This window comes from Streptomyces sp. R41 (assembly GCF_041053055.1).
In the GTDB taxonomy this organism is placed as follows: domain Bacteria; phylum Actinomycetota; class Actinomycetes; order Streptomycetales; family Streptomycetaceae; genus Streptomyces.
In genome coordinates this window covers 8,809,894-8,823,312 of record NZ_CP163443.1, presented here as the reverse complement: position 1 = coordinate 8,823,312, position 13,419 = coordinate 8,809,894, and the positions used below count along the sequence as shown (strand labels likewise).

At 70.1% G+C, this 13,419-nt stretch carries 9 protein-coding genes and 1 pseudogene; 4 read left to right on the top strand and 6 right to left on the bottom strand.

From position 1 onward, the window contains the following. Positions 1-5: 5 nt before the first annotated feature. Together AB5J53_RS39985 and AB5J53_RS39980 are read right to left on the bottom strand one after the other, a co-directional pair. Positions 6-968: a hypothetical protein gene (locus tag AB5J53_RS39985; RefSeq protein WP_369250484.1), complete on the bottom strand. Its 963-nt coding sequence runs from the start codon at positions 966-968 to the stop codon at positions 6-8. A gap of 10 nt (positions 969-978) precedes the next feature. Then, positions 979-2,463, bottom strand: a complete 1,485-nt coding sequence (locus AB5J53_RS39980) for an APC family permease (protein WP_369250483.1) — start codon at positions 2,461-2,463, stop codon at positions 979-981. A 949-nt stretch (positions 2,464-3,412) separates the two neighbouring features. Between AB5J53_RS39980 and AB5J53_RS39975 the strand changes: the two are divergent. Next, positions 3,413-5,275, top strand: a pseudogene (locus tag AB5J53_RS39975) (TIM-barrel domain-containing protein); the annotation flags it as partial. A 155-nt stretch (positions 5,276-5,430) separates the two neighbouring features. Here the strand turns inward: AB5J53_RS39975 and AB5J53_RS39970 are convergent. Together AB5J53_RS39970 and AB5J53_RS39965 are read right to left on the bottom strand one after the other, a co-directional pair. Further along, the gene (locus AB5J53_RS39970; protein WP_369250482.1) at positions 5,431-7,245 is read right to left on the bottom strand and encodes a bifunctional sugar phosphate isomerase/epimerase/4-hydroxyphenylpyruvate dioxygenase family protein; all 1,815 of its coding nucleotides are present in this window, start codon (positions 7,243-7,245) and stop codon (positions 5,431-5,433) included. 181 nt (positions 7,246-7,426) lie between these two features. Further along, positions 7,427-8,308, bottom strand: coding sequence for a shikimate dehydrogenase (locus AB5J53_RS39965; RefSeq protein WP_369250481.1), 882 nt, complete (start codon positions 8,306-8,308; stop codon positions 7,427-7,429). 207 nt (positions 8,309-8,515) lie between these two features. Here AB5J53_RS39965 and AB5J53_RS39960 point away from each other — a divergent pair, with 207 nt between their 5' ends. Together AB5J53_RS39960 and AB5J53_RS39955 are read left to right on the top strand one after the other, a co-directional pair. After that, positions 8,516-9,181, top strand: coding sequence for a TetR/AcrR family transcriptional regulator (locus tag AB5J53_RS39960; RefSeq protein WP_369250480.1), 666 nt, complete (start codon positions 8,516-8,518; stop codon positions 9,179-9,181). Positions 9,182-9,449: 268 nt separating this feature from the next. Then, complete coding sequence (locus AB5J53_RS39955) at positions 9,450-10,799, top strand: MFS transporter (RefSeq protein WP_369250479.1); 1,350 nt, start codon at positions 9,450-9,452, stop codon at positions 10,797-10,799. Between the two features lie 100 nt (positions 10,800-10,899). On the opposite strand, the gene AB5J53_RS39950 is transcribed toward AB5J53_RS39955, so the two are convergent. Next, the gene (locus AB5J53_RS39950) at positions 10,900-11,250 is read right to left on the bottom strand and encodes a VOC family protein (RefSeq protein ID WP_369250478.1); all 351 of its coding nucleotides are present in this window, start codon (positions 11,248-11,250) and stop codon (positions 10,900-10,902) included. Between the two features lie 423 nt (positions 11,251-11,673). Here AB5J53_RS39950 and AB5J53_RS39945 point away from each other — a divergent pair, with 423 nt between their 5' ends. Beyond that, the gene (locus tag AB5J53_RS39945; RefSeq protein ID WP_369250477.1) at positions 11,674-12,891 is read left to right on the top strand and encodes an MFS transporter; all 1,218 of its coding nucleotides are present in this window, start codon (positions 11,674-11,676) and stop codon (positions 12,889-12,891) included. 56 nt (positions 12,892-12,947) lie between these two features. Here AB5J53_RS39945 and AB5J53_RS39940 read toward each other — a convergent pair whose 3' ends face one another. Continuing rightward, the gene (locus AB5J53_RS39940) at positions 12,948-13,388 is read right to left on the bottom strand and encodes a PPOX class F420-dependent oxidoreductase (protein ID WP_369250476.1); all 441 of its coding nucleotides are present in this window, start codon (positions 13,386-13,388) and stop codon (positions 12,948-12,950) included. Positions 13,389-13,419: the final 31 nt, after the last annotated feature.

Genomic DNA, 13,419 nt, shown 5'->3' with positions numbered 1-13,419 from the left:
GCGGCTCACACCCCGCGCGAGGGCCGCTCACGCCATTTCACGAACTCCTTCTCCGGCTCACCGGTGTACGACCACGGCGTCCGGCTGGCCCGCCGCCCGATCATCGCGAACAGCGCGGTGGCGATGTCCGCCGTGCCGGCGTAACAGGCGGCATGCGTCAGATAGTTGAGGTCGCGCACCTCCCAGGGCGCCACCGGGCCGTCCGGACGCGCCGCGATCCAGCGCTGCCAGGTGCGCCGTACGTCGCTGACGGCCGCGTCGTGGTTCCAGTGCTGGCCGAGCCCGACGACGGCGTCCCGCTGTCCCTTCGCCCCGTCGAGGATGTAGCGGTACTCCTCGACGCGGGCGAACTGCACCAGGACGGGCAGCGCGCAGCCCGGCGGTGCCACCCCCGCCGCGTCGCGGGCGAAGTCGTACATGAGGCCGTGCGTACCGTGCCAGCGGGACGAGTAGTAGTGCAGGATCTGGAGATGGCCCTCCATGCTGTACGGGTCGCGGGTGTGCAGTTCGTCCCACCAGCGGCCGAGTTCCTGGCGGCGTACGCCGGAGGGATAGAGCCGGGCGACGGAGATCAGGGAAATCCAGGGCGTGGGGTCCTCGGGGTGGGCCTCGGCTGCCTGGAGGCAGGCCATCACCGCCCGGTCGATGCGGTTCTGGTCGATGGGCACGCCCCGGCCCGCGGCGATGGCCAGGTTGAAGGCCCGGGCCACGTCGGTCGCGGCCCGCAGCACCAGCGCGTCGGCGCTGCGGGGTTCGGCGGCCAGCCAGGACTCGACCGTGGAGTTGCCGGCGCAGGCCGGCGCGAGCAGCCGGATCCGGTGGCTGCGCACCGTCCAGTCCGCGCTGCCGGCCCGCAGCAGCTCCCGCAGTCCCTGCCAGCGGCCGATGACGATGTCCTGGCGGGCCGAGGTGAGGGGTCTGTCCCCGCAGTCGGGGTCGAAGTCGGGGGTGAAGCGGTCTCCCGCCATCGGGTCCCTCTCAGAAGTCGGTGGGGAGACCCTCGTGGACGCGGGACCGTTCGGTCGCCGCCGCGGTGGAGTAGCCGTCGGGGATGTAGTCGGTCTCGACGACCTGGGTGGCGTCGAGCTTCGCGGGCCGGTAGTAGTCGCTGCCCCGCTTCCAGTACCAGAGCATGGGGATCAGGCCGACGGCGATGCCGCCGATGCCGATCGCGATCGACGCGCTGCTCAGGTCGCCCAGCGACTCGACGAAGATCCAGAACATGAACAGGGCACCGAGGAAGGGCCACAGCCCGCCGAAGAGGAAGTTGGACACAGACTTCAGCAGCATCTTGCGGTAGGCGACGACCACGGCGATGCCGGCGAGGCCGTAGTAGACGGCGATCTGCAGGCCGATCGCGGCGATGGCGTCGGAGAGGATGTCGCCGACCGAGCCGAGGGCGTTGGAGGTCACGAACATCACCAGGGCCACCGCGCCGACCACGACGATGGCGACCCACGGGGTGTTCCACTTGCGGTGCACGCGGCCCAGCGCGGTCGGCATCGTGCGGTCTCGGCCCATCGCGAACAGAGAGCGGGTGACCTGGATGAGCGTGGTCTCCAGGGTGGCGATGGTGGACAGCATCACGGCGACGATCAGCAGCTTGCCGCCCCAGCCCGGCCAGATCTCCTCACCCAGCACACCGAGGACGTTGGCGTCGTTGTCCTGGATCTGCTGGTCGGTGAGGATGACATTCACCGCGATGGTGAACACCTCGAAGAGCAGGAAGACGATACCGACACCGATCAGGCCTGCCAGGCCCGTGGTGCGGCGGCTGTCGCGGGTCTCCTCGCTGAGGTTGCTGGTGACGTCCCAACCCCAGTAGTAGAAGGCGGCGATGAGCGCGCCGGACGCGAAGCCGCTCACCCCGCCGAAGTGGCTGAAGCCGAGCCAGGACCACTCGAAGGAACGGGCGTTGCCACTGTGCAGCAGGGCGCCGACCGCGAAAACGGCCAGAATGGCCAGCTCCACACCGGACATGACGAGCTGGGCGCGCACGGTGAGCCGGGCGCCGCCGAGCACCACGAACAGCATGACCAGGAACCACGCCGCGCCGACCGCCGTGGCCAACGCGGTGTTGTCGGCGAGCCCTTCGTCGAAGAGGGACAGCGTCATCGCGCCCGCGGGCAGCGAACCGGCCACCATGAAGATGGTCGCGGAGATGACCAGGGCCCAGCCGCTGATGAAGCCGAGGAAGGGATGGAGCGTGCGGCCGACCCAGGAGTAGCTGGCACCCGCGTTGACGTCGATCCGGCCGAGGTAGCTGAAGGCCAGCGCGATGCCCAGCATGGGTATCGCGCAGTACAGGAGCGCCGCGGGGCTGGCGAGGCCCACCGCGCCGACGAGGACCGCGGTGGTCGCGGCCAGCGAGTACGCGGGGGCGCTGCCCGCGACCGCCATCACCACCGTGTCGAACGTACCTAGGGCATTGGCCTGAAGCCCTCTGCCCCTGTTGTTGCTCATGCTCGCGCTGCTTTCCGTCCTGCACGACGCGCGGGCAGACACGCCCGACAACGCCATGTGTTCAGTGGGGGGTGTGAAGGTCGATGCCGTACAACCGCCGTCATCGGGCAGAGGGTCGCTCCGCAGGTGAGGTGATGATAGCGGTGGCGATTCGCCTTTCAATGTCAACTGGCCGGTAATTTGCGGCCGTCCACTGCGCGGACCGCGGCGACACCTCAGGTGGGATCCATTGACATGAACCTGCACGCGCGGCCACCCTTCATGCTTGAAGATGCACGATCCAACGCGATTTCAAGCACCTGCAAACACAACACCGTTGGTTTGAGTGGAGATGCGTACCGTGCGAAGACTCCGACACCGTTCCTGGGCCATGGCGGGCCTCGCCACCGCCCTGGCCGTCACCGTGCTGAGCGCCCCGGCGCGGCCCGCGCTCGCGGCGACCCCGCCGAGCGCCGTCCTCGACGACACCCACCGGAGCGTCAGCTGGCAGAGCCCCGTCTACGCCAAGGGCACGTCCGGCGGCACCGAGACCTGTCCGTCCGCCGCCGACGACCCGGACGACAAGGTCTGCGACCGCTTCGACGTGAACGTCTCGGTACCCGAGGGGTATTGGGCCGACAACCCCGAGGGCGGCGTACCGGTCTCGATCCAGTGGCAGCACCCCACCGACGACTTCGACCTGTACATCTACGACGACGCGGGCAAGCAGGTCGCCTCCAGCGCGGGCACCGCCGACCCCGAGGCCACGGTGATCCCGAACGCGTCGGGGACCTACCACGTGCTGGTCGTGCCGTACGACGTGCACGACAACTCGTACACCGGCAAGGCCTATCTGCCCGAGACGACGGACGCGGGCGATCTCACGTCCTTCAGCGGCGGCGACGGCAGCTACACCATCGAGGCCGGGCAACTCACGGCGAAGGCCGACTTCCTGGCGGGTGGCCAACTGCGCCTCCAGGCCGATCCGTCCGGAACGTTCTCCGACCCGGCGGGCACGGCCATCGTCCGCAGGCAGCCCGCCGTTCAGAAGCACACGACGTCCTTCGACGCGGGCGCGTACTACGGCATCCGCTCCCCCGACGCCGTCCTTCGGGTCTACAAGAAGCCGCTGCGCTTCGGCCTCTACAAGGCGGACAACCGCACCGCCATCTGGCAGGAGAACAAGCCCCTCCGCTGGTCGACGAGCGGGATGCGGCAGAGCCTGGCACGCAGCGCGGACGAGCAGTTCTTCGGCGGCGGCGAGCAGAACGGCAGCTTCGCGCACCGGGATCAGACGATGTACGTGGCCAACAACTTCGACTGGAACGAGGGCGGTTACAACAACTCGCAACCCTTCTACCTCTCCAGCGCGGGCTACGGCGTCTTCCGCAACACCTTCGCGCCGGGCGTCTACGACTTCGGCTCACCCGTGCGGACCGGACAGCAGGAACGGCGCCTGGACGCCTACTACTTCCTCGGCGACGCGAAGAAGGTGATCGGCAAGTACACGGCTCTGGTGGGCAAGCCGTTCATGCCGCCGGTGTACGGGCTCGAACCGGGCGACTCCGACTGCTACCTGCACAACGCCAACCGCGGCGAACGGCACACCCTCGACGCGCTGAAGATCGCCGACGGCTACACCGCACACGACATGCCGCTCGGCTGGATGCTCGTCAACGACGGTTACGGCTGCGGCTACGAGAACCTCGCCGAGACGGCCAAGGGCCTGCAGGACCACCACGCCCAGCTCGGCCTGTGGACCCAGGACGGCATCGACAAGCTCGCCGACCAGGTGAAGGCGGGTCAGCGCGTGGCCAAGCTGGATGTGGCCTGGGTCGGCAACGGCTACGACTTCGCGCTCGACGCCTGCGACAAGGCCAAGGCGGGGATCGAGGAGAACAGCGACGCGCGCGGCTTCGTCTGGCTCCCGGTCTCCTGGGCGGGCGCCCAGCGCTGCGGCGTCCTGTGGAGCGGCGACCAGAAGCTGTCGTGGGACTACATCCGCTGGCAGATCCCGACGTACGCCGGGGCCACCATGTCCGGCATCGCGTACAACACCGGTGACGTGGGTTCGATCTACCGCCACGACGCCAAGATGTACGCCCGCGACCTCCAGTGGAAGGCGTTCCTGCCCGCCATCATGACCATGGACGGCTGGGCCTCCGACATCACCACCGGCAAGCCCGCCGACCAGCAGCCCTGGCTGGACGGCGAGCCGTACACCTCCATCAACCGCAAGTACCTCCAGTTGAAGGAGCGCCTGCTCCCCTACATGTACACGCTCTCCGCCGAGGCGTCGAAGACGGGCGTGGGCGCGGTCCGTCCGCTGTGGCTGGAGTACCCGCAGGACCCTGGGACGTTGGGCGCGAATGCGAAGTACGAGTTCCTCGCAGGTTCCGACTTCCTGGTCGCCCCCGTCTACAAGGACTCCGAGACCCGCGACGGTATCTATCTGCCCAAGGGCACCTGGACCGACTACTGGACCGGCCGCACCTACCAGGGCCCGACGACCGTCAACGGCTACCACGCGCCGCTCGACACCCTTCCCCTGTTCGTGAAGGAGGGCGCGATCGTCCCCATGTGGCCGAAGGGGACGACAAGTTGGCAGACCCGCGACCGGCACGAGCTGGACTGGGACCTGTACCCGAAAGGCGACAGCAGTTACACGCTGTACGAGGACGACGGCGTGACACGTCGGTTCACAGCGGGTGCGTCGGCGACGCAGCGCGTCACTGTGAACTCCTCCTCCCGGTTCACGGATGTCAACGTCAGTGCGAGCGTCGGCAGTTATGAGGACAAGCCGACGGCCCGCTCGTACCGCTTCACCGTGCACGGCCAGTCCGCACCGGAGCAAGTGCTCCTCAACGGGCGACCGCTGTCGCGTGACGCCTGGTCGTACGACACGGACACCGGGGTGACGACGGTCAGGACGCCCAGCCTGTCGCTGGACCACGCTTTCTCCGTACGGCTCACGCGGTAACCCCGCGCTCAACGCCCCGGTCGCACCGCGTGCTGCGCGGCGAGGCGCACCGGGGCGTTCTGCGCGCCGTAGCCGCGGTAGCCGCCGTCACGCTGGACGAGTTCGAAGAAGACGCGCCCGATGGTCTCGGTGTAGCAGTGACGGAACTCGCCGTTCTGGTCGCGGTCGTAGAGGATGCCGAGTTCGCGGTACGTCTCCAGCTCGCTGTCGGCGAACTCATGCCGAGCGGCCAGGTCGTCGTAGTAGTTCGCGGGCATCGGCAGCAGGCGGCCGCCCGCCTCGCGGAAACGGCGAGCCGCGGTGACCACGTCCTGCGTGGCGAGGGCGATGTGCTGGGCGCGGGCACCCTCGTCGGTGGGGGCGGGGCCGACGCCGAGGGCGATGCGGACGCTGCCGTCGGCGTTGGTGACGGCGCGGCTGCGGTGCAGCCCGTACGGGTCGGCGACGTCCACGCTCTCCTGTGCGCTCAGCCCGAGCACGCTGCGGTGGAAGAGGGCGGCCTCGTCGAACTGGTGCCAGGGCTGGGTGAGCGCCAGGTGGTCGATACGGGTCACCCGCCGCGGGTCCCGGTCGTGCTCGACCTGCCTGAAGTCGCTGGTCCAGCTGGGGAGTTCGGGCCGGTCGGTCGCGCAGAAGAACAGTTCGGTGCCGTCGGGGGAGGCCACCGCGTCGAGGGGCGCGTCCTCGAGGGCGCGGCGGCGCGGCAGCACGGGGGCGAGCAGGGCTTCGGCGCGCCGGGCCGCGGCGGCCGGGTCCGGTGACTCCAGGCCGATGGCGGCGAGCGCGGTGCCGTCACGGCGGGCGGCCGGTCCCGTGTTGACGAGGACGCGCGCCTCGCCCTGCTGCCACAGGTCCACCGGCTTGCTGCGGTGGCGGGCCGTGCGGGTGAAGCCGAGGGCGCCGAGCACCGCGGCGACGGGTGCGACGTCGGGCGTGACGAGTTCGGCGAAGGCGACACCGGTCGGCACCACGGGGGCGGGCGGGGTCGCGAGTCCGGTCGGCTCCTGGAGCAGGGGTCCGGTCGCTTCTTGGAGGACGAGGAGCGAGCGCCGGGCGTCGACGGCGGTCGGCCCGGCCTCGGCCTGACGGAAGACGTCGTTGAAGACTTCGAGGGAGAGCGGCCCCTCGTAACCGGCGCGCATCACATGCCCCAGCAGCCCCGCGATGTCGAAGCCGCCCTGGCCCGGGAAGCAGCGGTAGTGGCGGCTCCACTGGAGCACGTCCATCGCCATCAGCGGGGCGTCGGCCAGTTGCAGGAAGAAGATCTTCTCGCCGGGGATGTCCTCGATGCCCTTGGGGTCGCCGCCGCGCGCGAGGATGTGGAAGCTGTCCAGGCAGGTGCCGAGCCAGGGGTGGTCCGCGGCTTCGACGATGCGCCAGGCATGGTCGTACGTGCTCACATGGCGGCCCCAGGCCAGCGCCTCATAGGCCACGCGGATGCCGAAGTCCTCGGCCAGATCGGCCAGTCGGCGCAGCTGCCCCGCGGCGAGGGCGTCGTCGTCGACGGCGAGCGGGGAGACGCTGGAGCACACCAGGACGGTGTCGGCGCCCAGCCGGCGCATGAGCTCGAACTTGTGCCGGGCCCGTCGTAGATTGCGGGCGAACTCGTCCTCGGGCACCGCCTCGATGTCGCGCATCGGCTGGTACAGGTCGATGCTCAGGCCGAGGTCGGCGGTGCGGGCGCGGATCTCCTCGGGCGTGAGAGGACTCGCGAGCAGGTCGTTCTCGAAGATCTCGACGCCGTCGAAGCCGGCCCGCGCCGCGGCCGTGAGCTTCTCGGTCAGCGATCCGCTCAGAGAGACGGTGGCGATGGACGTACGCACGTTGATGCTCCTTCGGTGTTGCTTCACTGCAACGAACGGCTCGGGAAACGCGAGCTCGGGGCGGGCACCGTCAGGGGCGCGGGGCCGTGACATCTGCGGCTCCGCCGCGTGGGCGCGAGCAACCCCCACAGACGCACCCGCCCCATCCCCATCACCTCAGCCACCCCACCCCAAGGCGCCCTCAGCTCCGGACGCCCGCCGCGCCCGCGCCCGCCAGCTCGGCGATGTCGGCCAGCATCCGCACACTGTCCGGCTCGCGCCCGGTGAACAGCCTGAACGCGTCCGCGGCCTGGAAGACGGCCATGCCACCCCCGTCGAGCGTCGCGCAGCCGAGTGCACGGGCCGTGCGCAGCAGCTCGGTCTCCAGGGGCCGGTAGACGACCTCGGCCACCCACAGCCCCGGATGCAGCAGCTCGGCCGGGAACGGCAGCCCCGGGTGGGCGGCCATCCCGGTGGGCGTGGCGTGCACGACGCCGTCGGCACCGGCGAGCAGGGACCCGAGCGCGCCCGGCGTGCCGGCGGCGGCCCGGCCCTCGCCGAAGTGCCGGTTCAGCGCTGCGGCGAGGTCGGCGGCCCGCTCGGGCATCGCGTCGACGACGGTGATGTGCCCGGCGCCCAGCGTGAGCACGGCATGCGCGACGGCCGCGCCCGCGCCGCCCGCGCCCAGCTGGACGACCCGTTCCAGAAAGACGTCGGGCAGGCCGCGCGCGAAGGAGGCCGCGAACCCGGTGACGTCCGTGTTGTGCCCGATCGCACGACCGCCCTCGAAGACGACGGTGTTGACCGCGCCGAGCGCCTTCGCCCCCACGGAGAGCTCGTCGAGGTGGTCGATGACCAGCTGCTTGCAGGGGTGGGTGATGTTCAGCCCGTTGAAGCCGAGGTCGCGTGCGGCGCGTACGAGATCGCCCACCGCCTCCGGGCCGACGCCGAGCGTGTCGATGTCGATCAGCCGGTACAGACAGCGCAGACCCTGCCGGTCGGCCTCCCGCTCGTGCAGCGCGGGGCTGAGCGAGGGTCCGATGCCGGATCCGATGAGGCCGACGAGATACGAGTTCTGGGGCACGGCGGGCCTCCGGGGCCTGGCTAATGTACGAACTGGTTCGTTAGTAAGTGATACCAGGATGTCGCGCCTTCGGGAAGGCCTGGACAGGAAGGCTCCCGGGCTGGGGCCTGAGGACTGGGCAGGAAAGCCGCTGCGGGGCCCTGCTTCTACAATCGCGGACACCGGCCCACCATCACGAGCCGCGGCCCTCTCGCCCGAAGGAATCCGATGACCAGCGTCGAAGAACCGGCACGACCCAACGGGCGCATTCGCGACGCCGCCCGCACCAAGGCCGAGATTCTCGACGTGGCGACCCAGGAGTTCGCACGCGCCGGTTACACCGGTGCCCGGGTCGACGAGATCGCCGCCCGCACCAGCACCACCAAACGGATGATCTACTACTACTTCGGCGGCAAGGAGCAGCTGTTCACGGCCGTGCTGGAGCGCGCGTACTCCGTGATCCGGCAGGCCGAACAGGAGCTGGACGTCGAGCATCTGGACCCGGTCGCGGCCATCCGCCGGCTCGCCGAACTGACCTTCGACCACCATGAGGCGCACCCCGACTTCATCCGCCTGGTGAGCATCGAGAACATCCACGAGGCGGAGCACATCGCCGCCTCCGAGGAGCTCGGCAGGATCGGCTCGCCGGCGCTCGACGTGATCCGCCGGATCCTGGAGACCGGCCGGAAGTCGGGCCTGTTCACGGCCGACGTCGACGCCGTGGACCTGCACGCGATGATCAGCGCCTTCTGCTTCTTCCGGGTCTCCAACCGGCACACCTTCGGCGCACTCTTCGGCCGCGACCTGGTCGCCGCCGACCAGCGGGAGCACTACCGCACCATGCTCGGCGACATGGTCATCGCCTATCTGACCGCGGACCGCGCGACGGACTGAGAACCCCCTGCGGGGACCACTCCGTGGACCAAGAACACGAAGATCCTTCGGCACAACCTCTTGACACCCGGGAAACGTCGGCGCAACATCCGTAGCCATCCGCTACTAACTATCCAGTGGGTTAATTAACCGGAGCGCGTGGCCGCCAAGCAGCCCGCACCCGGCGCAGCCGACCCGTACACCCCCAGGGCCCCGGCACCTCTCCCCCTCCGCCACTCCCGTCCCCGGAGTCCCCTCCGTTCTCGGAGTTCCCTCGAAGGAGCACGCCGTGTCCGTCCCCGCCCCGCTCGACGCGCCTCCCGGCCAGCCCCGGAAGGCCGCCATGGCCGCCTGGATCGGCAGCGCGCTGGAGTACTACGACTTCTTCATCTACGGCAGCGCCGCCGCCCTGATCTTCCCGAAGGTCTTCTTCGACGAGTCGGACCCGGCCACCGCGACCCTGCTGTCGCTGGCCACGTTCGGCGTCGCCTACGCCGCCCGTCCGATCGGCGCGCTGTTCCTCGGCCACTTCGGCGATCGCGTCGGCCGGAAGAAGATCATGGTCTTCACGCTGATCCTGATGGGTCTGTCGACGTTCCTCATCGGCTGTCTGCCCACCCGCGCACAGGTCGGCGGCCTCGCCCCGGTCCTGCTGGTCCTCTGCCGCGTCCTGCAGGGCATCTCCGCTGCCGGCGAGCAGGCGAGTGCCAACTCGATGACGCTGGAGCATGCGCCGCCGAACCGCCGGGGCTTCTTCACGAGCTTCACGCTCAGCGGCACCCAGGGCGGTCAGCTCCTCGCCACGCTGGTCTTCCTCCCGGTCGCCGCGCTGCCCGAGGACCAATTGCTCTCCTGGGGCTGGCGCGTCCCCTTCTGGCTGAGCGTCGCGGTCGCCGTCGTCGGCTACGTCATCCGCCGCACGCTCCAGGAGACCCCGGCCTTCACGCGGCAGGCCGCGAACGAGGGCGTCGCCAAGCTGCCTCTCGCCGTGCTGTTCCGCGAGCACTGGGCGGACGTCCTGCGGGTGGTCGCGGGCGCTCTGATCGCCTCGGTCAGCACGATCTTCACGGTGTGGGCGCTGGCGTACGGGACCAGCGACTCGGTCGGCCTGTCCCGCTCGCAGATGCTGTGGGTGGGCGCCCTGGCCAACCTCGTCGCCCTCGGCGCGATCCCCGCGTGGGCCACGCTCTCCGACCGCATCGGCCGCCGGCCGGTGTACCTGATCGGGGCCGCGGGCAGCGCGGTCCTGATGTTCGCCTACCTGTGGGCGATCTCCACGGGCTCCTACCCGCTCGTCCTGCTCTTCGGCATCCTCGCCTTCGGTGTCGTCTACAGCGCCGCGAACGGTGTCTGGCCGTCCTTCTACGGCGAGATGTTCTCCACCCGCGTCCGGCTCTCCGGCATGGCGATCGGCACCCAGATCGGCTTCGCCGTCGCCGGGTTCGCCGTCACCTTCGCCGCGCAGATCGCCGGCCCGGGCGGCGACGACTGGTCGTCCGTGGCCCTGTTCACCTCGGCCCTGTGCCTCCCGCCGGTGCTCGCCGCGCTCAGCGCCCGCGAGACGCACAAGGTGCCGACCGAGCGGCTCGGTGAGCGTGTGCCGGGGGAAGCCGCACAGCGTGAGGCGGTGACGGCCTGACGCCGGCCCACCCCATGATCGCCCAAGTCCCCGACTGCACAGGGCTGTTCGGGGACTTGGGCATGCCGTGGGAGGCCACGGGTGGCCAGGAGGCGCTGGGCTAAAGGTCGTGCACCCGGGGATGGCGCGGCTCGTACAGACCGATCTCGCCGCCACCGGGCAACCGGAAGCCCGTCAGGCGTCCCCATCGGGCCTCCGTCAGAGGCCGCGTGAACTCGACCCCCTTCTCGCCGAGTTCGACCATCGTCGTCTCGACGTCGTCGCACATCAGCATCAGCTCGTGCGACGGCTCGCCCTCGGCAGGGTGGAAGGCGAACTCCGCCGGCGGAGCCTTGAAGATGAGCCAGCCATGCCCCGCGTCCACGTGCGCAAGGCCAAGGACGTCCCGGAAGAAGACGCGGTCGGCCTCCGCGTCACGGCTGTAGATCACCACATGTGCCCCATTGATCACGCGCGGAGGCTAGTGGGCTCGAAAGCCGGTGGCAAGCGCGACGCGCGCCTAGGCCTGGTGCTTCTCTCGGCACCCGACCAGACGCCCCGCACACCTCGACCCGGGACCCGGCCCAGCGCTTCACTCAGCACCCGACCAGACGCCCCGCGCACCTCGACCCGGGACCCGGCCCAGCGCTTCACCCGGCACCCGACCTGACGTCCCGCGCACCTCGACCCGGGACCCGCCCAGCGCTTCACCCGGCACCCGACCAGACGTCCTCCGCCGTCCGGGAGATCCATCGCAGTCCGACGGCGCCGAACATCGCCGTGATGGCCGCCAACGAGACGGGATCCAGCATCCCCCCGCACTCCCCGCTTCCGCCGCATCCGCACGGCCGGCGTCTTGAACCTGACACCAATGTCAGGCTCGACCATACGCGGCATGCGAAGCGAAACGACGGCACAACCAACCCTTCCGCACAGTCGAGTTGACCACGACAAGCTCCCTCTCGGGGCCCTCCTCGCGCTGGCGACCGCCGTGTTCATCACCAGCCTGACGGAGACACTGCCCGCGGGAGTGCTGCCCGCGATGAGTGCCGACCTCGGTGTCGGGGAGTCCGCCATGGGGCAGTCGGTCACGATCTACGCGGTCGGGACCGCCCTCACGGCGATCCCTCTGTCGGCGGCCACTTCGGGTTGGCGACGCAAACGACTGCTGCTCACCGCAATGGCGGGGTTCGCCGCGGCCAACACGGTCACGGCCGCCTCGACGGCGTACCCGTTGACCATGGTGGCCCGGTTCGTCGCCGGGGTGGCCGCGGGTCTGGCCTGGGCGCTGCTGGCCGGGTACGCACGGCGTCTGGCGCCACCTCACTTGCAGGGCAAGGCGATCGCGATCGTCATGACCGGCATCCCGGTGGCGCTGTCGCTGGGGGTGCCCGCGGGGACGTTCCTCGGGGACCTGCTGGGCTGGCGGGTGACGTTCTCTCTGATGACCGCGCTCGCCGTCGCGCTGATCGGGTGGATCGCGGCGGTCGTTCCAGAGCAGCCGGGGCAGCGGCAGGAAGGGCGGCCCCCGATGCTCCGTGCCCTCCGCGTCCCGGGCGTCGTCCCGGTCCTGTTCGTGACGCTGGTCTTCGTGCTGGCCCACACGATCCTGTACACGTACATCGCCACGTTCCTCGCACACCTGGGCATGGGCGGCTCGACCGACCTCGTACTGCTGGTCTTCGGCGGCGCGTCCATGGTGAGCATCTGGATCGTGGGCGCGCACATCGACCGGCGGCTGCGCGCTCTCACCGTCGCGAGCACACTGCTGGTCGCGGTGGCGGCCACCACTCTGGCGCTCCTCGCGGAGAGCTCCGCGCTCGTGTTCGTCGCGGTGGCGCTGTGGGGTCTCGGCTGGGGTGGCGTACCCACCCTGCTGCAGACGGCTGTCGCCGATGCGGGCGGCGACGCGGCCGACGCCGCGCAGGCCATGCTCGTCACCCTGTGGAACGCGGCGATGGCGGGCGGAGGCGTCGCGGGCGGAGTCCTCCTCGACCTCTTCGGGTCGACGTCCTTTCCGTGGGCCGTCCTCGGTCTCCTGCTGCCGGTCCTGGCCGTGGTGAGCGCGGCTCGCGCGCACGGCTTTCCGAAGCGGCGCGGCAGCGTGGCCTAAGGCCTGTCCGCCGCCCGCGCACCGATCCAGCAGGGGGCACCGGCAACGACAACGGCTCAGCGTCCGCGGGGAATGCCGTACGCCCGGTCCACATGCAGCCGTAGCACGAGACGGCGGTCGCGGACCATGGCGGCTCGGTAGTCGTCCCAGTCGGGGTGCTCGCCCAGGACGTCACGGTAGAGCCGGATCAGCTCCTCGACGGTCTCGTCGTGCGGGTCCTCGGCCACCGGCGTCAGCTCGGCCGTGCCCTCGGCGACCGTGTACGCCCAGCGGTCCTCGCTGGTCACGTGATACGAGGCCCGTGGGTCCCGGCGCAGATTGCGGGTCTTGGCACGGTCGTCGGTGAGCGAGACCCGGACGATCCGCTCGTCGGGGTAGTAGGCGTGGCTGACGTTCGACAGCTGTGGCCGCCCGTCCTTCTTGAGGGTGACGAGCACCCCGCCCTTGTACTCGGAGAGCAGCTTGAGCAGTGCGTCCTGCGTCGCGTCCTGAGTCATGTCTCGATCAACCTCCGGGAGCCGATCCTCA